General features: G+C 71.0%; 21 protein-coding genes and 1 other RNA gene. 8 read left to right on the top strand and 14 right to left on the bottom strand.

What is annotated here, in order from left to right; translation table 11 throughout:
• From ACFQ4O_RS06710 to ssrA, 8 genes are all read right to left on the bottom strand, one after another.
• Positions 1-1354: DEAD/DEAH box helicase (locus tag ACFQ4O_RS06710; protein WP_378774906.1), on the bottom strand; the 1354-nt coding region annotated here is incomplete at its 3' end.
• Between the two features lie 278 nt (positions 1355-1632).
• A complete protein-coding gene (gene pgi, locus ACFQ4O_RS06705; RefSeq protein ID WP_378774905.1) occupies positions 1633-3270 on the bottom strand; it encodes a glucose-6-phosphate isomerase in 1638 nt (545 codons plus the stop codon).
• Positions 3271-3432: 162 nt separating this feature from the next.
• The gene (edd, locus tag ACFQ4O_RS06700) at positions 3433-5241 is read right to left on the bottom strand and encodes a phosphogluconate dehydratase (RefSeq protein WP_378774904.1); all 1809 of its coding nucleotides are present in this window, start codon (positions 5239-5241) and stop codon (positions 3433-3435) included.
• A gap of 34 nt (positions 5242-5275) precedes the next feature.
• A complete protein-coding gene (pgl, locus tag ACFQ4O_RS06695) occupies positions 5276-5986 on the bottom strand; it encodes a 6-phosphogluconolactonase (RefSeq protein WP_378774903.1) in 711 nt (236 codons plus the stop codon).
• Positions 5983-7464 carry a glucose-6-phosphate dehydrogenase gene (gene zwf, locus ACFQ4O_RS06690; protein WP_378774902.1) on the bottom strand — a complete coding sequence of 494 codons (1482 nt, stop codon included), beginning with the start codon at positions 7462-7464 and terminating at the stop codon, positions 5983-5985. The genes pgl and zwf overlap by 4 nt, the downstream gene beginning before the upstream one ends.
• 162 nt (positions 7465-7626) lie before the next feature.
• Positions 7627-9018, bottom strand: a complete 1392-nt coding sequence (fumC, locus tag ACFQ4O_RS06685; RefSeq protein WP_378774901.1) for a class II fumarate hydratase — start codon at positions 9016-9018, stop codon at positions 7627-7629.
• Between the two features lie 100 nt (positions 9019-9118).
• The gene (locus tag ACFQ4O_RS06680) at positions 9119-9640 is read right to left on the bottom strand and encodes an SspB family protein (protein ID WP_378774899.1); all 522 of its coding nucleotides are present in this window, start codon (positions 9638-9640) and stop codon (positions 9119-9121) included.
• Between the two features lie 111 nt (positions 9641-9751).
• Positions 9752-10108, bottom strand: a transfer-messenger RNA (tmRNA) gene (ssrA, locus tag ACFQ4O_RS06675).
• Positions 10109-10211: 103 nt separating this feature from the next.
• Here ssrA and ACFQ4O_RS06670 point away from each other — a divergent pair.
• The 3 genes from ACFQ4O_RS06670 to ACFQ4O_RS06660 all read left to right on the top strand — a co-directional run bounded on the left by ACFQ4O_RS06670 (position 10212) and on the right by ACFQ4O_RS06660 (position 13251).
• Positions 10212-11882, top strand: a complete 1671-nt coding sequence (locus ACFQ4O_RS06670; RefSeq protein WP_378774898.1) for a methyl-accepting chemotaxis protein — start codon at positions 10212-10214, stop codon at positions 11880-11882.
• 89 nt (positions 11883-11971) lie between these two features.
• On the top strand, positions 11972-12766 hold the full coding sequence (locus ACFQ4O_RS06665; RefSeq protein WP_378774897.1) for a thymidylate synthase: 795 nt from the start codon (positions 11972-11974) through the stop codon (positions 12764-12766).
• Positions 12763-13251: a GNAT family N-acetyltransferase gene (locus ACFQ4O_RS06660; RefSeq protein ID WP_378774896.1), complete on the top strand. Its 489-nt coding sequence runs from the start codon at positions 12763-12765 to the stop codon at positions 13249-13251. The genes ACFQ4O_RS06665 and ACFQ4O_RS06660 overlap by 4 nt, the downstream gene beginning before the upstream one ends.
• On the opposite strand, the gene ACFQ4O_RS06655 is transcribed toward ACFQ4O_RS06660, so the two are convergent.
• The 4 genes from ACFQ4O_RS06655 to ACFQ4O_RS06640 are packed head-to-tail and all read right to left on the bottom strand — an operon-like array spanning position 13197 to position 16618.
• Complete coding sequence (locus ACFQ4O_RS06655; protein WP_378774895.1) at positions 13197-13592, bottom strand: lipid-A-disaccharide synthase N-terminal domain-containing protein; 396 nt, start codon at positions 13590-13592, stop codon at positions 13197-13199. The genes ACFQ4O_RS06660 and ACFQ4O_RS06655 overlap by 55 nt on opposite strands.
• On the bottom strand, positions 13582-14319 hold the full coding sequence (locus ACFQ4O_RS06650; RefSeq protein WP_378774894.1) for a glycosyltransferase family 2 protein: 738 nt from the start codon (positions 14317-14319) through the stop codon (positions 13582-13584). Before ACFQ4O_RS06650 ends, ACFQ4O_RS06655 begins: the two co-directional genes overlap by 11 nt.
• Positions 14316-16034, bottom strand: a complete 1719-nt coding sequence (locus tag ACFQ4O_RS06645) for an ArnT family glycosyltransferase (protein WP_378774893.1) — start codon at positions 16032-16034, stop codon at positions 14316-14318. The genes ACFQ4O_RS06650 and ACFQ4O_RS06645 overlap by 4 nt, the downstream gene beginning before the upstream one ends.
• Positions 16031-16618: a tyrosine-protein phosphatase gene (locus tag ACFQ4O_RS06640; protein WP_378774892.1), complete on the bottom strand. Its 588-nt coding sequence runs from the start codon at positions 16616-16618 to the stop codon at positions 16031-16033. The genes ACFQ4O_RS06645 and ACFQ4O_RS06640 overlap by 4 nt, the downstream gene beginning before the upstream one ends.
• Positions 16619-16865: 247 nt before the next feature.
• Here ACFQ4O_RS06640 and ACFQ4O_RS06635 point away from each other — a divergent pair, with 247 nt between their 5' ends.
• The 5 genes from ACFQ4O_RS06635 (at position 16866) to ACFQ4O_RS06615 (ending at position 20280) form a co-directional block, all read left to right on the top strand.
• Positions 16866-17234 carry a hypothetical protein gene (locus tag ACFQ4O_RS06635; protein ID WP_378774891.1) on the top strand — a complete coding sequence of 123 codons (369 nt, stop codon included), beginning with the start codon at positions 16866-16868 and terminating at the stop codon, positions 17232-17234.
• Entirely contained in the window at positions 17231-17758 is a 528-nt protein-coding gene (locus ACFQ4O_RS06630; RefSeq protein ID WP_378774890.1) for a dihydrofolate reductase, read from the top strand. Before ACFQ4O_RS06635 ends, ACFQ4O_RS06630 begins: the two co-directional genes overlap by 4 nt.
• Before the next feature lie 163 nt (positions 17759-17921).
• Positions 17922-19199 carry a protease modulator HflK gene (hflK, locus tag ACFQ4O_RS06625; protein WP_378774889.1) on the top strand — a complete coding sequence of 426 codons (1278 nt, stop codon included), beginning with the start codon at positions 17922-17924 and terminating at the stop codon, positions 19197-19199.
• Positions 19196-20098: a protease modulator HflC gene (hflC, locus tag ACFQ4O_RS06620; protein ID WP_378774888.1), complete on the top strand. Its 903-nt coding sequence runs from the start codon at positions 19196-19198 to the stop codon at positions 20096-20098. Before hflK ends, hflC begins: the two co-directional genes overlap by 4 nt.
• Entirely contained in the window at positions 20095-20280 is a 186-nt protein-coding gene (locus ACFQ4O_RS06615) for a DUF2065 domain-containing protein (protein ID WP_378774886.1), read from the top strand. Before hflC ends, ACFQ4O_RS06615 begins: the two co-directional genes overlap by 4 nt.
• Positions 20281-20300: 20 nt before the next feature.
• On the opposite strand, the gene ACFQ4O_RS06610 is transcribed toward ACFQ4O_RS06615, so the two are convergent.
• On the bottom strand, positions 20301-21242 hold the full coding sequence (locus ACFQ4O_RS06610; protein WP_378774884.1) for a (2Fe-2S)-binding protein: 942 nt from the start codon (positions 21240-21242) through the stop codon (positions 20301-20303).
• Between the two features lie 33 nt (positions 21243-21275).
• Positions 21276-21886: CBS domain-containing protein (locus tag ACFQ4O_RS06605; protein ID WP_378774883.1), on the bottom strand; the 611-nt coding region annotated here is incomplete at its 5' end.

The raw sequence follows: 21886 nt of genomic DNA, 5'->3' as shown, positions 1-21886 counted from the left end.
GTCGACGGCCGCCCTCGGCGCGGGCGCCGAGCTGGGCGGAGTGACCCTGCGGGCGGCGCTGCTCGTGCGCGCGGTTCGGCTCGCCGTGGTTCGGACGCGAGGCGTTCGGCTGGCGCGGCTTGCCCTGGCCCTGAGCAGGACGCTGGCCCTGCGGACGGGGCTGGCGCTGCTGCTGCCGCACCTTCTGGGACGCCGCGCCGTCGCCTTCCGGCTCGGCCTTGCCGGCCTCGGAACGGCGGTCCTCGGCGGAGATCGACTGGCGGATCAGCCGCTCGATGTCGCGCAGATACATGCGCTCGTCATTGGCGACCAGCGAGTAGGCGACGCCCTCGGCGCCGGCGCGCGCGGTGCGGCCGATGCGGTGGACGTAGGACTCCGGCACGTTCGGGATGTCGTGGTTCACCACATGGGTGACGCCGTCCACGTCGATGCCGCGGGCGGCGATGTCGGTGGCGATCAGGATCTTGATGTGGCCGGTGCGGAAAGAGCCGAGGGCGCGCTCGCGCTGGGACTGGCTCTTGTTGCCGTGGATGGCGGCGGAGCCAATGCCGGCCTCCTCGAGCTGGCGCACGACCTTGTCGGCGCCGTGCTTGGTGCGGGTGAACACCAGCGCGCGGTCGATGGTGGGATCGCGCAGCAGCTCGGCCAGAACGGCCTTCTTGCCGCTCTGCTCCACGAAGATCACCTTCTGCTCCACCCGGTCGGCGGTCTTGGCGACCGGCGTCACCGCGACGGTGGCCGGATCGGTCAGCATGGTGTCGGCGAGGTCCTTGATGGTCTTCGGCATGGTGGCCGAGAAGAACATCGTCTGCCGGCGGTGCGGCAGCATGGGCACCACGCGGCGGATGGCGTGGATGAAGCCGAGGTCCAGCATCTGGTCGGCTTCGTCCAGCACGAAGAACTCCACCTGGTCGAGGCGCAGCATCTTGCCGTCCACGTGGTCCAGCAGGCGGCCCGGGGTGGCGACAAGGATGTCGACGCCGTTGGCGAGCTTGCGCACCTGCGGGCCGGCGGCCACGCCGCCGAACACCACGGCGATGGAGAGCTTCAGGTTCTTGGAGTAGGAGCGGAACGAGTCCGCGATCTGGCTGGCGAGCTCACGGGTGGGGGAGAGCACCAGCACGCGGCAGCCGCGCCGGGGCGCTATGCGGGGATTGGCCACCAGCTTCTCGATGATCGGAAGCGCGAAGGCGGCGGTCTTGCCGGTGCCCGTCTGGGCGATGCCCATCAGGTCGCGGCCGGCGAGCAGCGAGGGGATGGCCTGAGCCTGGATCGGGGTCGGCGTCTCGTAGCCGTCCGCCGCGAGCGCCTGAAGGATGGGCTCCGAGAGGCCGAGGTCTTTGAAGGTCGTCACGTGCATAAAGTCTTTCGTGCAGCCGTGCGCGGGCGCGGGTTCGCGGAACGCGAATGCGCGGCGACGGCGGGTGCGTTGAGACGCGCCCCGCGTGATCTGGGCTGTCGATGGATTGTTTTTTCGCGCCTGGCAGTTCTGGCGAGGGGCCAGCGTCACGCGGCCAAGGCGCTTATGGGCCGCTTAAAGTGAGCGACGGGTCATATGTGCGCTTGCGAAGAGGTGAAGTCAAGGTTCGTATGAAAGCGGATGCGAAAGCGCGCTTTGGAGTGCTTCCAGGGTCACGCCTCCCGCAGCCGCTCCAGATGGCGGACCAGACCGCGCGTGGAGCCGTCGAGCCCGGTGGCGGGCTTCTCGCCCTTCACGATCGGGATCAGGCGGTTGGCGAGCTCCTTGCCCAGCTCCACGCCCCACTGGTCGAAGGAGTTGATGTTCCAGATCGCCCCCTGGACAAACACCTTGTGTTCGTAGAGCGCGATCAGGCGGCCGAGCGTGCGCGGGTCCAGAACCCGGTAGGCGAGGGCGCAGGTCGGCCGGTCGCCGGGGAAGGTCTTGTGCGGCGCGAGCGCTGCGGCCTGCGCGGCGTCGACGCCCGCGGCGGCGAGCTGCTCCAGCGCTTCGCCTTCGGTTCGCCCGCGCATGAAGGCCTCCCCTTGCGCCAGCGCGTTGGCGAGCAGCATGGCGTGCTGGTCGCCCACATGCTCGTGGGGGGTCGCCGCCATCAGGATGTCGGCCGGGATCACGTTCGTGCCCTGATGCAGCAGCTGGTAGAAGGCGTGCTGGCCGTTTGTGCCGGGCTCGCCCCAGACCAGAGGCCCGGTGGCGGCCGCGACCGGATGGCCGTGGCGCGTCACCGACTTGCCGTTCGACTCCATGTCGAGCTGCTGGAGATAGGCGGGGAAACGGGCGAGGCGCTGGTCGTAAGGCAGCACCGCCTGGGCGGCGTAGCCGCAGACGTTGCGGTGCCAGACGCCGATCAGGCCCATCAGCGCCGGGATGTTCTCCTCGAGCGGCGCGTCGCGGAAGTGCTCATCGATCTCGCGGGCGCCGGCGAGGAAGGCGTCGAAGTTCTTCGGGCCGATCAGGATGGCGAGCGACAGGCCGATCACCGACCAGATCGAATAGCGCCCGCCGACCCAGTCCCAGAAGCGGAACATCCGCCCCTCGCTGACGCCGAACGCCTCCACCGCCTCCACATTGGTGGAGATGGCCGCGAAATGGGCGCCGACGGCGGCCTCCCCCAGCCCGCCGGCGAGCCAGCGTCGGGCGGCGTGGGCGTTCGCCATGGTCTCCTGCGTGGTGAAGGTCTTGGACGCGACCAGGAACAGGGTGCGCGTCGGCTCCAGCTCCTTCAGCGTGTCGGCGAGATGGGCCCCGTCCACATTGGAGACGAAGTGGCCCTTCAGGCCCTTCTGCACGTAAGGCGTGAGCGCGAGCGCCGCCATCGCGGGGCCGAGGTCGGAGCCGCCGATGCCGATGTTCACCACGTCGGTGAAGGTCTCGCCGGTGGCGCCGAGCAGCGCGCCGTTGCGGACGCCGTTGGCGAAGCGGTAGGCCTTGGCCCGCTCGTGCTGGATGTCGGGGATCACGTCCGCGCCGTCCACCCGCACCCGCGCGTCCGGCGCGGCCCGCAGCGCGGTGTGCAGCACCGCGCGGTCCTCGGTGAGGTTGATCTTCTCGCCCCGGAACATGGCGTCGCGCAGCTCCTCGACGCCGGCGGCGCGGGCGAGCTCCACCAGCAGCGCCACGGTCTCCGGCGTCACCTTCGTCTTGGAGTAGTCGAACAGCAGGTCGTCGAGCGTGACCGAGAAGCGCTCGAACCGCTCGGGATCGGCGTCGAACAGCGCGCGCAGCGACGCGCCCTCCAGCGACCGGCGGTGCTCCGCGAGACGGTGGAACAGGGCGGCGGTGGTGGACATCGAAGTCTCCGGCACAGGGACGTCGTCACGGGCGAGGGGGCGCAAGCGCCGTGAATCGCCGCGATCGCCGCGCAAGATAGGGCGTTTCCGGCGCGGAGCGAACGGCCGCCCGCGCCGGGGCGCGTCAAAATGGGACGAGGCGCGGGCCGGCGGACGCTGGCGTCAGAACGGCGTCGCGCCAAGTTCGGCGGACTCCACCGTGGCGCGGAAGGCGGCGAACAGGTTGCGGCCCATGCCGAACTGCGGCTCGGTCGCCCGCGTCTCGGGCTCGCGGGCGTCGAACTCGGCCGCAGACGTCAGCACCGTCAGCGTGCCGGCCTCGGCGTCGAGCCGCACCACGTCGCCGTCGCGCAGGCGGGCGATCGGGCCGCCATGGGCGGCTTCCGGCGTCACATGGATCGCGGCCGGCACCTTGCCCGAGGCGCCGGACATGCGGCCGTCGGTGACGAGCGCCACCTTGTGCCCGCGCTTCTGCAGCACGGCGAGCGAGGGCGTCAGCCGGTGCAGCTCCGGCATGCCGTTGGCCTTGGGGCCCTGGAAGCGCACCACCACGACCACGTCGCGGTCGAGTTCGCCGGCGCGGAACGCGGCCTCCAGATCGTCCTGGGTCGTGAACACGCGGGCCGGCGCCTCCACCACCCAGCGGTCGCGGTCGACCGCCGAGACCTTGATGACGGAGCGCCCCAGATTGCCGGTCAGCACCCGCAGGCCGCCGTCCGGCTGGAACGGGTCGGAGGCCGGCCGCAGCACCGAGGCGTCGCCGCTTGCGGCCTCGCCGTCGGTCCACACCACCTCGTCGCCCACCAGCGTGGGCTCTTTCTCGTATTCGGCGAGGCCGGCGCCCATCACCGTCAGCACGTCGTCGTGCAGCAGGCCCGCGCCGCGCAGCTCGCGGATCAGGAAGCCCATGCCGCCGGCGGCGTGGAAGTGGTTCACGTCCGCCGAGCCGTTGGGGTAGATGCGGCAGAGCAGGGGGGTCGCGGCGGAGAGCCGGTCGAAATCGTCCCAGGTGAGGATGATGCCCGCCGCCTTCGCCATCGCCACCAGATGGATGGCGTGGTTGGTGGAGCCGCCGGTGGCGTTCAGCCCGACGACGCCGTTCACGAACGCCTTCTCGTCGAGGATCTGCCCGATCGGCGCGTAGCCGTTGCCCGCGCGGGTGATGCCGAGCGCCTGGGTCACGGCCGCGCGGGTCAGCGCGTCCCGCAGCGGCGTGTTCGGCGGCACGAAGCTCGCGCCCGGCAGATGCAGGCCCATGATCTCCATGAGCATCTGGTTGGAGTTCGCCGTGCCGTAGAACGTGCAGGTGCCGGGCGAATGGTAGCTCGCGCTCTCCGCCTCCAGAAGCTCAGCCCGGCCGATCTTGCGTTCGGCGTAGAGCCCGCGGATGCGGCCTTTCTCGTCGTTGGACATGCCCGACGGCATGGGGCCGGACGGCACGAACACGGCGGGCAGATGCCCGAAGGCCAGCGCGCCGATGACGAGGCCCGGCACGATCTTGTCGCAGATGCCGAGATAGAGCGCGGCGTCGAACATGTCGTGGCTGAGCGCCACCGCGGCCGACATGGCGATGACGTCGCGGGAGAACAGCGACAGCTCCATGCCGAGCCGCCCCTGCGTGACGCCGTCGCACATGGCCGGCACGCCGCCCGCCACCTGCGCTACCGCGCCCGACCGCCGCGCGGTCTCCCGTATCAGGTCCGGAAAGCGCTCATAGGGCTGATGGGCCGAGAGCATGTCGTTGTAGGCGGTGACGATGCCGATGTTCGGAACCGCCTGTCCCTTCAGCGCGGCCTTGTCGGTCGCGCCGCAGCCGGCGAAGCCGTGGGCGAGGTTGCCGCAGGACAGCGCGGCCCGGTAGGGGCCGGCGGCCGCCTGCTCGGCAATGTTGTCCAGATAGCGCGCGCGGCTGTCGCGCGAGCGCGTGACGATCGCCTCAGTGACGTCGGCGATGCGGGCGTCGAGGGTCATGCGGGAGACTCCTCCTCTCAGGTCTCGGCGTCGGTCAGGCCGCCCAGACCACGTCGAGCGGCCGCGGGGCGTGGTCGATCACGGCGCGGATCGGCATGGCGCGCGGGTCGGGCCCGCGCAGCGCCTCGTCCAGCACCCGCTTCTTGTCCTCCCCTTCGATGTGGAGGACCAGCAGTTTCGCGGAGACGAGCGCCGGCAGGGTGAAGGTGATGCGGGGCTCGATGGCGGCCTGGGCGCGCATCGGCGTCACCAGCGCCCGGCCGGTGGGGTCGATCGCGTCCTCCAGCCGGTCGCCGCCGGGGAAAAACGAGGCGGTGTGGCCGTCGCCGCCCATGCCGAGGATGGCGACGGTCAGCGGCGCCGGCAGGTCCGCCACCCGCTCCGTCACTTCCGGAAGCCCGCCTTCGGGCGATGCGGCGTCGGTGACGAGCGGCACGAAGGTCGCGGCGGCGGCCGCGTTCTGCAGCAGGTTGTCCTTGACGAGCCTGGCGTTGGAGCGCGGCTCGGTGTCCGGCACCCAGCGTTCGTCCACCAGCGTCACGGTGACGGCGCTCCAGTCGAGCTCGGCGCGGGACAGCTTTTGAAAGTAGAGCTTCGGCGTGGAGCCGCCGGACACGGCGAGCGTCGCCGCGCCGCCGTCGGCGATTTCCGAGCGCAGGGCGTCGGCGGTGCGTTCGGCGAGCGCTTCCGCCAGCGCGTCGCGGCTGTCGTAAGCGGTCAGGTCGATGTGGCGGTCCAGCGTCACGACGCCTCCTCATGCCAGGTGCGGCCGTCGCGCTCGATCAGGGCGACGGCGGCGGATGGGCCCCAGGTGCCAGCTGTGTAGGCGGCGGGCGGCTGGCCGAGGCGCGACCACGCCTCCAGGATCGGATCGGCCCAGACCCACGCCGCCTCCACCTCGTCGCGCCGCATGAACAGCGTCTGGTTGCCGCGGATCACGTCCATCAGCAGCCGCTCATAGGCGTCGGGGTTACGGGCCTTGAACGTGTCGGCGAAGGAGAGGTTCAGCGGCACCTCGCGGAACCGCAATCCGCCGGGGCCGGGGTCCTTGATCATCAGATAGAGTTTCACGCCCTCGTCCGGCTGCAGGCGGATGACGAGGCGGTTCGGCGCCAGGAAGCCGCCGGCCGCGCCGAAGATCGACAGCGGCGTCTCGCGGAACTGGATCACGATCTCCGACACCTGCGTCGGCAGGCGTTTGCCGGTGCGCAGGTAGAAGGGCACCCCGGCCCAGCGCCAGGTGCGCACCTCGGCTTTGAGCGCCACATAGGTCTCGGTGGCGCTCTCCGCGCCCTCGCCAAGCTCTTCCAGATAGCCGGGGGTGGACTGGCCGTCGACCGCGCCGGAGCGGTACTGGCCGCGCACGGTGAGCGCGCGCACGGTCGCGTCGTCGATGGGCTTCAGCGCCCGCAGCACCTTCAGCTTCTCGTCGCGGAGCGAATCCGCGTTCAGTTCGCCCGGCGGCTCCATGGCGACGAGGCACAGCAGCTGCAGGATGTGGTTCTGCACCATGTCGCGCAGGGCGCCGGAGGTGTCGTAATAGCCGCCGCGCGAGCCGACGCCGATCTTCTCCGCCACCGTGATCTGCACGTGGTCCACATGGGCCGAATCCCACACCGGCTCGAACAGCACGTTGGCGAAGCGCAGCGCCAGCAGGTTCTGGACCGTCTCTTTCCCGAGATAGTGGTCGATGCGGTAGATCTGGCTCTCGTCCAGCACCTCGCCCACCGCGGCGTTGATCTCCTGCGCCGAGGCGAGGTCCTTGCCGAGCGGCTTCTCCAGCACCACGCGGGTGCGGCCGCTGATGAGGTCGTGCCGCTTCAGATTGTGGGCGATGGCGTCGAACAGCTCCGGCGAGGTGGCGAGGTAGAACGCCCGCACCCGGTCGAGCCCCTCCGCCAGCAGCGTCTTCAGCTCGTCCCAGCCGCTGTCGCCCACCGCGTCGATGGTGACGTAGTCGAGCCGGTCCAGGAACCGCTTCAGCGCCGCGTCGTCGAGCTCGCTCTTCGGCACGAAGGTGGTCAGCGCCTCGCGCACCTCCTCGCGGAAGGCGTCGCGATCCAGCTCCTTGCGGGAGACGCCGATGACGCGGGTGGGATCGGTCAGCTGGCCGTCGTGATCCCGGCGGAACAGCGCGGGAAACAGCTTGCGGTGCGCCAGATCCCCGGTGCCGCCGAACACGACGAGATCGAACGGGTCCACGGCCACGATGCGGCTCGTCATTGGCGCTCGCCTCCCGACATTCCATGTTGCGCATGCGAAATGTGCGCCTTGCGCCGCCCATGTCAATTGACGCCGGGCGGGCGGGTTCGCAGACGACATAGGCCCCGCCGGGGGTTCGGCGAGGCCTATGGAAGCAGGTCGCGACCGCGTTGAGCGCCGGGCTCAGCTCGGCTTGATCATGGTCTCGGGGCGCACCACCGCGTCGAACTCCTCCGCCGTGACGAAGCCGAGACGCACGGCTTCCTCCTTCAGGGTGGTGCCGTTCTTGTGCGCGGTCTTGGCGACCTTGGTGGCGTTGTCGTAGCCGATCGTCGGCGCGAGCGCCGTCACCAGCATCAGCGAGCGGCCCATCAGATCGGCGATGCGCTTCTCGTCCGCCTCGATGCCGGCGACGCAGTTGTCGGCGAAGCTGACGCTGGCGTCCGCGAGCAGGCGGATCGACTGGAGCATGTTGTAGGCCAGCACCGGCTTGAACACGTTCAGCTCGAAATGGCCCTGGCTGCCCGAGAAGCTGACGGCCGTGTTGTTGCCGAACACCTGGGCGCAGACCATCGTCAGCGCCTCGCACTGGGTCGGGTTGACCTTGCCCGGCATGATCGACGAGCCGGGCTCGTTTTCCGGCAGCACCAGTTCGCCGAGGCCCGAGCGCGGGCCGGAGCCCAGGAATCGAATGTCGTTGGCGATCTTGAACAGGCCGGCGGCCACCGCGTTCAGCGCGCCGTGGGCGTAGACATAGGCGTCATGGGCGGCGAGCGCCTCGAACTTGTTCGGCGCGGTGACGAAGGGCAGGCCGGTGATCTCGGCCGCCTTTTCCGCGAACGTTTCCGCGAAGCCGATCTTGGCGTTGATGCCGGTGCCGACCGCGGTGCCGCCCTGCGCCAGCGGATAGAGGTGCTGCAGGCCCTCCTTCACGCGGGCGATCCCGAAGCGCACCTGCGCCACATAGCCGGAGAACTCCTGGCCGAGCGTCAGCGGGGTCGCGTCCTGGGTGTGGGTGCGGCCGATCTTGATGATGTGCTCGAAGGCCGTGGCCTTCGCGTCGAGCGCCTGCTCCAGATGCTCGAGCGAGGGGATCAGCGAGCGCACGATCTGCTCCGCCGCCGCGATGTGCATGGCGGTCGGGAACGTGTCGTTCGACGACTGGCTCATGTTGACGTGGTCGTTCGGGTGCACCGGCGTCTTGGAGCCGAGCGCGCCGCCCAGAATCTCGATCGCGCGGTTCGAGATCACCTCGTTGGCGTTCATGTTGGACTGGGTGCCGGACCCGGTCTGCCACACCACCAGCGGGAAATGGTCGTCGAAGCGGCCGTCGATCACCTCCTGCGCCGCGGAGGCGATGGCGTCGGCGAGGTCGGGCTTGAGCACGCCGAGCTCGCGATTGGCGAGCGCCGCGGAGCGCTTCACCACGCCGAGCGCGCGGATCAGCGGCTTCGGCATGGTCTCGCCGCCGATCTTGAAGTTCTGGAGCGAGCGCTGGGTTTGCGCGCCCCAATACTTCTCGGACGGCACCTCGAGCGGGCCGAAGGAATCGGTTTCGGTGCGGGTCGTGGTCATCGGGCGCTCTCCGGCTTGGAAGCGGTTTCCATCCGGCGCGCTGCTTAGCACGCGCGTCACGCGCCCGCCACGCGGCGGACGGGGCGCGGGCCCGAAAGCGTTATTTCTTGCGGAACTTGTCCAGGCTCACCACCTGCGCGCCGCCCTCGGCGGGCGCCTCTTCGGTGGCGGCGACAAGGGCGGCCGGTGCGTCCTCGGCCGCGTCCGGCTCAGCGTCCTCGTCGGTCGCCTCGATCTCGTCCGGATTGTCGAACTTGAGGCCGAACTGCACCGACGGATCGAAGAACCCGGTCACCGAATCGAACGGCACCACCAGCTTCTCCGGCACGCCGCCGAAGGAGAGGCCCACCTCGAACCCGATGTCGGAGACGATCAGGTCCCAGAACTGGTGCTGGAGCACGATCGTCATCTCGGCCGGATAGCGCTCGCGCAGCCGCGAGGACAGCTTCACGTCCGGATCGGTGGTGCGGAAGGAGATGTAGAAGTGGTGCTCGCCCGGCGCGCCCTCGCGGGCGACGCGCGCCAGAACGTCCCGAACGACGCCCCGCAACGCCTTCTGCGTGAGAAGGTCGTAGCGCATGAAATCGTCGGCGGGCGGGGCGGGCGGCTCGGTCGTCGTCATGGCGAACTACATAATGCGGATTCGCGCGCAGGAACACTGCGGCGCGACGCGATTTTCGACGCTCGCGACAGGACGCCGCGCGGACGGGATCGGACATGCAAAGGGAAGGGAAGTGGAGGTTTCTGTTGCCAGGTACCTCCGAACCCCGCCTAACAGAGCTAACCCGCTAGGACTTTAAGTTGGTCTTTCAAACCGCTCACGCGGCCTGAGCAACCGGAGCATAGTTGTCGTTGGCAACTATAAAAAGGCCCGATGACGGCGGAACCATGCCGAGCGAAAGCACGCCCTTTACGCCCCCGTCGATCCTGTTTCGCCCCCGCCGAAACCCACGGAAAACCATGGGCTTGGGTGGAGGCGCCGGGTGCTGCCCCCGGGTCCGAAGGGTTTATTGCGGCAAACGTTTATCGCCATAGCCGGGTCGCCCCGGCGAACGGGAATATAGGCGCTTCGCGCGGCCGCTGGAAGAGCCTTGCGAAATCTCCGTCGCAGCCCGTCCGGCTTCAAGCTTCATCAACCATGTGCAGGCACTGTTTCCGGCACGTGGCGAGGCTTAGGCCCTCAGGAGACGATCGTGCGCATTCGGTCCAAAATTTTCGCCCTCGTCGGGGGGCTCAGCCTCGTCTCCTTCGCCGTCGCAGGCGTCGGCATGTCCACCATGACGGCCTACGATCACCAGATCGACCGGCTGAACCTCGAATCCGACCGCGTCTATTACAGCGAGCACATCAACCGCCTCATCACGCAGGTGGTGATGGAATCGCGCGGCATCTACGCCGCGGAGGACACCGCCGAGGCCAAGCCGTTCGTGACCTCGCTGCTCGCCGCGCTGCGGGAGATCGACGACGTGCTCGCGAAGTGGCGCACGGCGGTGCCGGAAGACCGGCAGGGCGTCTTCGATCAGCTGTCGCAGGAGCTGCAGCGCTTCAAGGCGTTCCGCAGCGAGACGGCGCGCCTCGCCGTCGAGGTGTCGCCGCGGGCCGCGGAAGCTCAGGGCTCCACGGACGAGAACCGGGCCAACCGCGCGTCGCTCCAGCGCACGATCGACGGTCTGACCGTGCACATCATGAAGGAGTCGCAGGCGACCCGCGACGCCTCCGACGAGCTGTACAGCGAGCGGCTGACCCTGCTTCTGCTGCTCGCCTTCGGCGGCGCGGGCGCGGCTCTGGTGATCGCCTCCCTGATCGCTCAGCGCCAGATCGCCCGTCCGCTGCAGGAGGTCGCGGTCGGCGTGCGCCGCATCGCCTCCCGCGACTACAACCTGCCCCAGCGCAAGAAGACGGCGGACGAGATCGGCGAGATCTGGTCCGACGTGGAGGTGCTGGCCGGCGCGCTGCGCGAGGGCGACGAACTGCGCGCGCTGCAGGCCGACAGCGAGAAGGCGGCGTCGCACTCCCGCCGCAAGGAGCGCGCCGCCATGGCGGACGAGTTCCAGGACAGCGTCGGCGAACTCATTCAGGCGCTCGCCGCCGCGGCGCAGGAGCTCGAAGCCACCTCGCGGTCGCTCGCGGCCAACGCCGCCCAGACCAACGCCCAGTCCTCCACGGTGCTCGTGGTCGCAAGCGACGCGGCGTCCAACGTCAACGCAGTCGCGGCCTCCGCGGAGGAGTTCGCCGCCACCGCCGCCGAGATCGGCGCGCAGGTGACGCGCACCTCCAACGCCGCCAGCGACGCGGTGGAGCATGTGGCGCAGGCCCGGGGCCGGGTGCAGCAGCTCGCCGCCGGCTCCATCAAGATCGGCGAGTTCGCGGCGCTCATCCAGGGCATCGCCGAACAGACCAACCTGCTGGCGCTGAACGCCACCATCGAGGCGGCGCGCGCGGGCGAGGCCGGCCGCGGCTTCGCGATCGTGGCGTCCGAGGTGAAGCAGCTCGCCGGCCAGACCGGGCGCGCCACTGAGGAGATCACCGCCCAGATCAACGCCATCCAGGCCGCGACCCGCGACACGGTGCGCTCGATCGAGGACATCGGCGGCGCCATCGGCGACCTCAGCCACATCGCGACCAGCGTCGCGGCGGCGGTGGAGGAGCAGCAGGCCGCGACCCAGGAGATCGCCCGCAACGTGGCGGGCGCGGCCCAGGGCGCCCAGCGGGTCAGCGAAGACATGGGTCAGGTGCGCTCCGCCGCCGACCACGCCGGCCTCGGCGCCTCCCAGGTGCAGCAGGCCGCGGCCGAACTCGCCCGCCAGTCGGCGCGCCTCGGGCAGGAGGTCGACCGCTTCCTCGCCGGCATCCGCGCCGCCTGAGGTCCTTGTGGACGGAGCGCCCGGCCGGACTCGCCCGGCCGGGCCTTGCGGCCTAGTGTGGGGCCGACGAAGCTCAGGCCCGACGCCCCATGCACGCCTATCTCGACCTGCTCCGGCGCATCCTCGACGAGGGCGCCGTCAAGGACGACCGCACCGGCACCGGCACGCTGGCGGTGTTCGGCGCCCAGATGCGCTTCGACCTGACGCAGGGGTTCCCCCTCGTCACCACGAAGCGGCTGCACCTCAAGTCCATCGTCCACGAGCTGCTGTGGTTTCTCGCCGGCGACACCAACGTCGGCTACCTGCGCGACAACGGCGTCACCATCTGGGACGAGTGGGCGGACGCCAACGGCGACCTCGGCCCGGTCTACGGCCGGCAGTGGCGCTCCTGGGCCGCGCCGGACGGCCGCGTCATCGACCAGATGGCGGACGTGCTCGCGGAGCTGAAGCGCAACCCGGCCTCCCGCCGGCTCGTGGTCTCCGCCTGGAACCCCGCCGACCTGCCGGACATGGCGCTCGCGCCCTGCCACTGCCTGTTCCAGTTCCATGTCGCGGACGGCCGGCTGTCCTGCCAGCTCTACCAGCGCTCCGCCGACGTGTTCCTCGGCGTGCCGTTCAACATCGCGTCCTACGCGCTGCTGACCCATCTGGTGGCCCATGACGCCGGCCTCGGCGTCGGCGATTTCGTGCACACGCTCGGCGACGCCCATCTCTACCTGAACCATGTGGATCAGGCGCGCGAGCAGCTCGCGCGGGCGCCGCGGCCGCTGCCGAAGCTGCGCCTCAACCCCGCGGTGCGCTCCGCCTTCGACGTGCGCTACGACGACGTGGCGTTCGAGGGCTACGATCCCCATCCCGCCATCAAGGCCCCGATCGCCGTATGAGCGTCTCCATCCGTTCCGCCGGGCCGGCCGACGCCGCGCTGGTGTACGCCTTCATCCGCGAGCTCGCGGCCTACGAGGACCTGTCCGACGAGGTGGCGGCGACGGAAGCCGACATCGCCGCCGCGCTGTCCGGCCCGAGCCCCCGCGCCTTCGCCGAGATCGCGGAGCAGGACGGCGCCCCGGTGGGCTTCAGCCTGTGGTTCTATACGTTCTCGTCCTTCGTCGGCCGCTGCGGCATCTGGCTCGAGGATCTCTATGTCCGCCCGGATCAGCGCGGGCGGGGAACCGGCCGCGCGCTGATCGAGAACCTCGCGCGCCGCTGCCGGGACGAGCGGCTCGGCCGGCTGGAATGGTCGGTGCTGGACTGGAACGCGCCGTCGATCGCGTTCTACGAAAGCCTCGGCGCGCGGCCGAACGCGGGCTGGACGGTCTATCGCACCACGGGCGAGGCGCTGGCGCGGCTCGCGGAGGGCGCCGCGGACTGACGCCGGCGCGCGGTGAGGCTCGCCTTGCGCCGGGCGCGGCGGACGATGAACTGCAGGTTGCGGGCGTAGATGAACAGGCCCATCGCCTGACCAACGATGAACACCGGGTCCTTGCGGCCGATGGCGTAGATCAGCAGCAACGCCCCGCCGCCGAGGCTGAACAGCCAGAACGCCGCGGGCACCACGCTGCGCCCGGCCTTTTCGCTGGCCGCCCACTGCACCAGAAAGCGCGCGGTGAACAGCGCCTGGGCGATCCAGCCCAGCATGATCCAGGCGTCGAGCTGGGCGACGAACACGTCGTGCAGATAGCCGCCGACGGCGTGGGCGAGGTCAGCGGGCATCCGGCGTCACCTCCAGCGCGGCGGGCGCCCGGCGGGCCCGGCGAATGAGCCACCACACCCCGGCGAGATCGGCGAGGCCGATCCAGAGCCGGTCCCACATGCCGTATTTGGAGCGCCCGGCGCCCCGGGGCCGGTCGGTCACGTCCACATGGCGCACCGCGCGGCCCTCCCGCGTCACCAGCGCGGGCAGGAAGCGGTGCAGCCCGTCGAAATAGGGCAGGGCGAGATAGAGCTCGCGGGGAAAGGCCTTGAGCCCGCAGCCGGTGTCGCGGGTGTCGTCGCGCAGCACCGCGGCGCGCACGCCGTTGGCGATGCGGGACTGGAGCGCCTTGAAGCCGCCGTCCTTGCGGCCGGTGCGCTGGCCCGCCACCAGCCCCGCCTCCGGCAGGCCGTCGATAAGGGCGTCGATCAGGCGCGGCAGGAAGACGGGATCGTTCTGGCCGTCGCCGTCGAGGGTCGCGACGATCTCGCCGCGGGCGGCGCGGACGCCCGCGCGCACCGCCGCCGACTGACCGCAGGAGGTCTCCCGCCGCAGGTGCCGCACCATGGGGTGCCGGCGGCGGGTCTGCGTGATCTCCTCGGGCGTCGCGTCGGTGGAGCCGTCGTCCACCAGCACGATCTCGAAGGCGCGGCCGGCCATGGCGGCGACGATCTCGTCCACCAGCGGGCCGATGTTGCCGGCCTCGTCCTTCAGCGGCGCGACGATGGAGACGAGGCGCTCCGTCATGGGACGACCCCATATACCACGTAGGACACGCGCTTGGCGCCGTTGATGGCGACGCCGGTGACCTCCGCCACCCGCCGGGGCGCGACGCCTTCGGACGCCAGCGCCGCGTCGAAGGCCGCCTGCTGGCGCCGCTCCACGAAGGCCGCGCGGCAGCCGCCCTGTTTCAGGAAGCGGGCGGCCCCGGCGCCGTCGGTGAGGGTGAGGTCGGTGCGCGTCAGCAGGATCAGGCTCGGCTCCCGGAACCCCGCGACGGCGGAAAGCGGCTCCGCGCAGCCGAGCGCGGGCAGCGTGTCCGCGAGCCGCTTCATGGGGAACAGCGCGTCGAGATCGCGGGCCGCGAGGCCGAACACCGCCGCCGTCAGCACCGCGGACGAAGCGAAGGCGGCGACCAGAGACACCAGCGCCCGGCCGCGCCAGAACGGCGGCACGGCCGCCGCCGCCAGCGCGACGCTGAGCGCGCCGGCGATGAGGAACGGCAGGTTCACGCCGCCGTCGAGATGGTGGATCAGCCACGCGAAGCCGAGCGTGAGCGCCAGCGGGCCGACCGGAACCAGCAGGATCAGCGCCTTCGCCCAGCGGCGGTCGAGCGCCATGCGGCCGTCCGCGGCGGTCCAGCCCACGGCGAGCGCCAGCGCCGGATAGAGCGGCATGACGTAATGGGGCAGCTTGGTGGGCACGAGCTCGAACATGAGCCAGGCGGGGATGACCCAGGCGAGGATCACCTTGGCCCACGGCTCCCGCCGCGCGGCCCAGAGGCCCGGAGCGGCGGCGGCGAAATAGGGCGCGAGCGGCCAGAACGTGCCCCAGGCCGCCACGAAGAAGGCGCCGGGCGGCGCGCCGTGGCTCTCCTGCGGGCCGGCGGCCTTCAGCAGCAGGTCCTTGCCGAGACTGTCCACGAAGAAGCCGCCGCCGGATTTCAGCCCGATCATGACGAGCCACGGCGCGGCCATGGCGGCGACGATCGCGAGCCCGAGCGCGGGCCGGAGGGACTTCAGCAGGGCCAGCGAGCGGTCGACGATCGCGAGCGCCGCGATCGCGAAGCCTGCGATCAGGGGCACGATCGGCCCCTTCACCAGCACGCCCGCGCCGACCGCGACCCAGAACAGAAGGACGATGCCGCGACCGGGCGGGCGTCGCTCGAGTGTGGCGAGATAGATGCGGATCAGCGCGCCGAAGGCGACGACCGCGGTGGCGAGCAGCGTCGCGTCGGTGGTGGCGAGGCGAGCTTCCACCGCCGCGATCAGGGTCGCGGCGAAGCCCGCCGCGCCCGCCAGCGCCCCGCGTCGGTCCATGATGGCGAGGCCGGCCCAGTAGGTCGCGAGCGCCGCCGCCAGCATGCCGAGGAAGGAGGGCAGGCGATAGACGCCGATGGCGCGGGCGGCGTCGGGCGCGCCGAGGGCCTCCGCCGTCGCGACCGACGCGGCCTGAAGCCAGTAGATTCCCGCCGGCTTGTTGTGGCGGGCCTCCTGCTGCAGCCGGATGTCGACGAAGTCGCCGCTCTCCAGCATCTGCCGCGAGGCCTGCGCGAAGCGCGGCTCGTCGCGGTCGATGGGCGGAATCGCGAACAGCCCCGGCAGGGTCGCGACCAGCGTCAGCAGAACGACGGCGATCAGCGCGACGGCGTGGCGGGGACCCTTCGACAGGTCCGGTTCGGACGGGACGTCAGGATGCGGGCGCGTGGGGTTCGATCCGTGATGGTGCGGTGCGGCAATCACCGTAGCGCTAAATCACGGTTTTGTATGTCGCGCGGATGACGTTGGGCGACGAAGGCGTCGAAGCTCGCGCCCATGGCCGCCGTCCGGCTGCCGAGCCAGGGGAAATGGCCGTGGGCGAGCGACAGCGCGCGCGCGGCTTCGTCCGCCGGAAGGTCGCCGACAGCGTAGAGATAGAGCGCCGAGGCGAGGCCCGAACGGTCCGCGCCGGCCTTGCAGTGGATCAGGACCGGCTTCGGCGCCTGCGCGATCAGCGTCACCAGAGCCTGCGCCCGCTCGGGCGAGAGCGCCTTGGTCGCCGACATTTTGAAGTCGATCAGCGTGAGCCCGTGCTCGGCCACCGCCGCTTTTTCCTCGTCGTACCAGTCCCGGCCCGGCGCCGCGCCGCGCAGGTTGATGACGGAGCCGCGGCCGTAGGTCTCGGCGAAGCGGGCGAGATCCGCCGCGCTCGGCTGCCACGAGCGGTAGACCACGCCGGCCCGCACCACGCCGAAATTGTCCGTCGCCCGCATGTAGCCGATGTATCCGACCGGGATCGCCAGACAGAGCGCGAGCGCCACCAGTCCCGCCTTCAGCATCCGCGTCATCGTTGGCCCCCGCCTTGACGCCAGCGCGTCGCCGGCTCCCGCATGCGACCTTTGGCGGAGGCGCGCGAAAGGCCGATGTCGCGGGCGCGACGCTTTGATGACGCGGCGCAACACATCGCCTGCGGCGCGCGGCGCCCCATGGCGGAGGAACGCGGGACGGTGTACGCGTGAGGGGAAGTGCGGCGGCCCGGTGGCGATTCCGGGGCCGCGCCATGTGGAACGCGTTACGGCGGACGGGACTTCGACGATGCGGATATGGATCGGAGCGGCGCTGGTCGTCGCGGCTGCGGTGGGCGGCACGGCGGCCCTGGCCCAGAGCACGCCCCAGCTTTACGCGCAGACCGAGCAGACGCTGCGCTCCAAGCTGAAGTCGGCCTATGCCGGCCAGCCGGCGCGGTTCGGCTTCGAGAACTTCCGGCGGCGCTCCGCCGGCGGCGACGAGGCGGTGTGCGGCCAGGCCACCATCTACATCGGCCGGGACAAGCCCAGCCTTGTGCGCTTCGTCTACCGCTACAACAAGGGCGACGCCGCCATCGAGACGCTCGGCGCGGAGGACACCCGCACGGTCCAGCAGCTCTGGACGCCGCTCTGCCTGCGCGGCCGCCCCATCGAGTGAGCATCCCTCTCGTCATCGTCGCGGCGGTCGCGCGCAACCGTGTGATCGGCCGCGACAACGACATGCCCTGGAAGCTGTCGAGCGATCTCAAGCGCTTCAAGGCGCTGACCATCGGCAAGCCGCTGATCGTGGGCCGGCGCAACCACGCCGCCATCGGTCGGGCGCTGCCCGGCCGCCAGACCATCGTGCTGACCCGTGACCGGGGCTTCTCCGAGCCCGGCGTGCATGTGGCGCACGAGCTGTCCGACGCGCTCGGCCTCGCCGAGGCGCTGGCGGAGGAGATGGGCGCGGACGAGATCATCAGCGCCGGCGGCGGCGAGATCTACGCGCTCACCCTGCCGCTCGCGGCGCGCATGCACCTCACGGAGGTGCACGCGACCCCCGAGGGCGACGTGCTGTTCCCCGAATACGACGGCTCGCTCTGGCGCGAAACGTCGCGGGACGAGCGCCCGTCCGGCCCTCGGGACGAGTTCGCGTTTTCCTTCGTCGATCTGGCGCGCGAGCGCGGTCTGAAGCGGACGTGATCGAACGGCGCGCGACGAAGGATTGATTTTCCGCGCGGCGCGGGCCACCTGCCCCAAGCTTGCGCGTGCTCGCGTTGAACGCGGAGGCCCCGTCGCCTATAAGCGGCGACTGACCCCACCTGACGGTCCAAGGCCTTGGGCCGTCTCGACTTAAGGACGATCGATGCCCTGGAGCAACCAGAGTGGCGGCGGCGGAGGCGGCGGCCCGTGGGGAAACAAGCCCGGCGGGCCGTGGGGGCAGGGCCCCCAGCCCCAGGGTCCGACGCCGCCCGATCTGGAAGATCTGATCCGGCGCGGCCAGGAACGGCTGCGCGGCGTGCTGCCCGGCGGCGGCGCCGGCGGCAAGGGCGTGTTCGTTCTGGCGCTGGTGGCGGTCGTGGCGTGGTCGCTCTCGGGCTTCTACCGGGTCGAGGCGGACGAGGAAGGCATCGTGCTGCGCTTCGGCGCCTATGACCGCACCACCCAGCCCGGCCTGAACTACCATCTGCCCTATCCGATCGAGACCGTGCTCACGCCCCGCGTGACGGCGCAGAACTCGATCGAGATCGGCATGCGCACGGCGGTCGGCAGCGGCGTGCGCGCCGCCTCCAGCCGCGAGGTGCCGCAGGAAAGCCTGATGCTGACCGGCGACGAGAACATCGTCGACGTGAACTTCTCGGTGGTGTGGATGGTGAAGCCGGCCGACCCGACGGCCAACCGGCCGAGCGGCGCCGCCAACTACTTGTTCAACCTGCAGAACCCGGAAAGCACCATCAAGGCCGTGGCGGAAAGCGCCATGCGCGAGGTGGTGGGCCGTTCGCGCCTCCAGCAGATCCTGACCGAAGGCACGCCCGAAACCGACGTCACGGCCCCGACCACCCCCGGCGCGCCGCCGGTGGAGCCGGTGCGCAAGGTCGAGGACGTGCAGTCGGCCGCGGTCACCGCCGCGGCGGTGCGCGAGCTGATGCAGAAGGCGCTCGACAGCTACCAGTCCGGCATCGACATCGCGCAGGTGCAGCTGCAGAAGATCGCGCCTCCGGGCGACGTGATCGCGGCCTTCCGCGAGGTGCAGGCGGCGCAGGCCGACCGCATCCGCCTCACCAACGAGGCGCAGGCCTACGCCAACCGCATCGTTCCTGAGGCCCGCGGTCAGGCGGCCCAGACGCTGCAGCGCGCCGAGGGCTATCGCGCCGCGGTCGTCGCCGAGGCCGAAGGTCAGGCGTCGCGCTTCAGCCAGGTTCTGGCGGAGTACGGCAAGGCGCCGGACGTGACCCGCGAGCGCATGTTCCTCGAGACCATGGAGCGGGTGATCGGCGGCGTGGAGAAGGTCATCATCGACCCCAAGACTGCCGGTCAGGGCGTGGTGCCGCTGCTTCAGATCGACCAGCTGGGCGCGGCCGCCCAGCAGCGTGGCGCTCAGCCGGCGTCCCGCGGCGCCGTGACGACGGGAGGCGGCCAGTGAACCGCAGCATCTTCGGCGGCGTCGCCGCCTTCGTCGCGGTCGTTGCGGCCGTAGCTGGCTACAGCGCGCTCTACACCGTCGGCCAGACCGAACAGGCGATCGTGCTGCGCTTCGGCCAGCCGGTGGGCACGGTGACGGAGCCGGGCCTGCACGTGAAGCTGCCCTTCATCGAGAGCGTGACCCGCATCGACAAGCGCATCCTCGACCTCGACCTGCCCGAGCGCGAAGCCACCGCCAACGACCAGAAGCGTCTGGTGGTGGACGCCTTCTCCCGCTACCGCATCGTGAATCCGCTGCGGTTCCGGCAGGCGGTCGGCACCATCGAACAGGCCAACGCCCGCCTGTCCAACGTGCTCACCGACGCGCTGCTGGAGGCGATCCGCGCCTCCACCTTCCAGCAGATCGTGCGCGACCGGCGCGACCAGATCATGGCCCGCATCCGGGATCAGGCGAATCGCGAGGCCGACCGCTTCGGCATCGAGATCGTGGACGTGCGCATCCGCCGCGCCGACCTGCCGGAGCAGAACTCCAAGGCCGTGTTCGAGCGCATGCAGTCGGAACGCGCGCAGGAGGCGGCCGAGATCCGCGCCCGCGGCGCCGAGCAGGCGCAGGGCATCACCGCCCGCTCCGACCGCGACGCGCAGGTCATCGTGGCCGAGGCCAACCGCGACGCCGAGAAGCTGCGCGGTCAGGGCGACGCCGACAAGACCCGCATCCTGGCGGAGGCCTACGCGGCCAATCCGGACTTCTTCGCCTTCTCGCGCTCGATGGAGGCCTATGAGAAGAGCCTGAAGACCGGCGGTCGGCTGGTGCTGTCGCCGTCGAGCCCGTTCTTCCGCTTCTTCGAGCAGTCGTCGGGCGTCCTCCCGTCCGCAGGCGCGCCCGCTCCGGCGCGATGACGGACTTCGTCGCCGCCCTCGGTCTCGTGCTCGTGATCGAGGGCGTGCTGTTCGCCGCCCTTCCGGGGGCGGCGAAACGCTCCTGCGCCCATGTGCTCGCAACGCCGGACGGTCTCCTGCGCGGCGTGGGTCTGGCGGCGGCCGTGCTCGGCGTCGGCGTGATCTGGCTGATCCGGGGATAGGCGTTCGGGCCGTCTGAAGCTCAGCCCGCCATCACCAGCGCGCGGGCCGAACGCCCGGCCTCCCCGAGCTCCTCCCGCATCTCCTTCGCCAGCGTCTCGTGCAGCTCGCGCGGCTTGCGCAGCACGCAGGTGGGGCAGAGCGCTCCCCCTTCGACGGTGTAGTAGCGGCAGCAGCCACCGCGGGCGCGGAACCGCTTCCGGATCAGCTCGGCGCCGGCCGCCGCGTCGTCGATCAGGGCGATCTCGACGAAGCGCAGCTCCTTGTTGGCCAGGGGCGAGCCGGGATGCTTCAGGAGGGCGAGCGCGTCGTCGATCGCCCGATCCTCGCAGCCGGCATGGCGGCCGGCCTCCAGAAACGCATAGGCGGTCCCGTCGGCAATGAGCCGCCACATCGCCGCGACCGGCAGCCGGCTCAGGGCGTTGAGCCGCGCGACCAGCGGCGCCATGTGGCGCTCCAGGCCTGCGCGCGCCTCCCCGATCAGCGCCGCCCGGTCCGCCAGCGTCCGCGCGTGCGGATGGCCGCGTCCCGCCGGGTCGTCGGTCGCGAAGCTCTCGCTCCCGAAGCGCAGATGCACCCGCTCCAGCGCGATCTCCCGGTCGAGATAGTGGGTGACGTAGGGCTCCAGCCGGTAGCCCAGCCGGTCGGGGTCGATGTCCGGCACAAGGCCGAAGCCCACGAGCCCTTCCGCGACCGGCCGCGCCAGCGCATAGGCGTAGGCCGAGGCCAGATAGGCGGAGCGCCCTTTGGCGTCGAGGTCAGGCGAATAGGCGCCTTGCATGCGGAGCAGGCGCGTCAGGTCCGCGTCGTCGTCGCCCCAGAGCGCGGAGAGCGGCCGCCACGGCGCGGAGAGCGGCCCGAACGAGACCGGCGCGTAGAGGCCGCGCGCCTCAAGCGCCGCCGCCAGCGCGGCGAGCGGCGAGGGGACGAGGCGCTCGGGCGCGGGGGCGGAGGTCGCGGTCATGACGCCGCACCATTCCCGTCCCGCGGCGCCGGTTCAAGTCTCCAGAGGTCGACGCCCGTCCTCGCCCCGCGCCGCGAGCAGCGCGATGATGAGGTCGGTCTGGGCGAGAACGCCCGCGAGCCGGCCGTCGCCGTCGACCACCGGCAGATGGTGCAGTCCGTCGTCGGTGAGCAGCGGCGCGGCTTCCGACAGCGGCCATTCGGGGCGCAGCGTGCGCACCGGCGTGGTCATGATGTCCTCCACCCGGGACGAGGGCGCCCGCAGCCGGCGCGCGGTGATCTCCACCCGGCGGCCGAAGCCGAGATGCGGGCCGCGCTGGTCCCACACCGCCTTCTCCAGCATGTCGCTCTGGGTGACGATGCCGACCACGCGGGCGGATTCGTCCGTCACGGGCAGGGCCTTCAGCCGCCGCTCCCGCATCAGCTCGGCGGCGGAGCGGAGCGAATCGCCAGGGCCGACCGCGATCACGTCGCGGGTCATCACGTCGCCGCAGGCGGCGCGGGGCGCCTGGCGGCTGAGGGCGTGCAGCTGCGCCCGCCGCATCAGCTCGGCCAGATCGCGGCGCCCCACGTCGAGCACCTGGCCGGTCTGCGCCAGCGCCGCGTCGAGGTCCTCGTCCGTGACGCCGACCCGCGCCGAGGGCG

Source organism: Methylopila musalis (assembly GCF_042679725.1).
Lineage (GTDB): Bacteria > Pseudomonadota > Alphaproteobacteria > Rhizobiales > Methylopilaceae > Methylopila > Methylopila musalis.
Note: the sequence above shows the minus strand (reverse complement) of the source record. Positions and strands in the feature narration are given on the sequence as shown.

Excerpts from the sequence above, each read along its gene's own strand:
- pgi (WP_378774905.1), bottom strand. The coding sequence starts at position 3,270 with ATGTCCACCACCGCCGCCCTGTTCCACCGTCTCGCGGAGCACCGCCGG.
- edd (WP_378774904.1), bottom strand. The coding sequence starts at position 5,241 with ATGACCCTCGACGCCCGCATCGCCGACGTCACTGAGGCGATCGTCACG.
- zwf (WP_378774902.1), bottom strand. The coding sequence starts at position 7,464 with ATGACGAGCCGCATCGTGGCCGTGGACCCGTTCGATCTCGTCGTGTTC.
- fumC (WP_378774901.1), bottom strand. The coding sequence starts at position 9,018 with ATGACCACGACCCGCACCGAAACCGATTCCTTCGGCCCGCTCGAGGTG.
- ACFQ4O_RS06680 (WP_378774899.1), bottom strand. The coding sequence starts at position 9,640 with ATGACGACGACCGAGCCGCCCGCCCCGCCCGCCGACGATTTCATGCGC.
- ACFQ4O_RS06665 (WP_378774897.1), top strand. The coding sequence starts at position 11,972 with ATGCACGCCTATCTCGACCTGCTCCGGCGCATCCTCGACGAGGGCGCC.
- ACFQ4O_RS06660 (WP_378774896.1), top strand. The coding sequence starts at position 12,763 with ATGAGCGTCTCCATCCGTTCCGCCGGGCCGGCCGACGCCGCGCTGGTG.
- ACFQ4O_RS06655 (WP_378774895.1), bottom strand. The coding sequence starts at position 13,592 with ATGCCCGCTGACCTCGCCCACGCCGTCGGCGGCTATCTGCACGACGTG.
- ACFQ4O_RS06650 (WP_378774894.1), bottom strand. The coding sequence starts at position 14,319 with ATGACGGAGCGCCTCGTCTCCATCGTCGCGCCGCTGAAGGACGAGGCC.
- ACFQ4O_RS06640 (WP_378774892.1), bottom strand. The coding sequence starts at position 16,618 with ATGACGCGGATGCTGAAGGCGGGACTGGTGGCGCTCGCGCTCTGTCTG.
- ACFQ4O_RS06635 (WP_378774891.1), top strand. The coding sequence starts at position 16,866 with ATGCGGATATGGATCGGAGCGGCGCTGGTCGTCGCGGCTGCGGTGGGC.
- hflK (WP_378774889.1), top strand. The coding sequence starts at position 17,922 with ATGCCCTGGAGCAACCAGAGTGGCGGCGGCGGAGGCGGCGGCCCGTGG.
- ACFQ4O_RS06615 (WP_378774886.1), top strand. The coding sequence starts at position 20,095 with ATGACGGACTTCGTCGCCGCCCTCGGTCTCGTGCTCGTGATCGAGGGC.
- ACFQ4O_RS06610 (WP_378774884.1), bottom strand. The coding sequence starts at position 21,242 with ATGACCGCGACCTCCGCCCCCGCGCCCGAGCGCCTCGTCCCCTCGCCG.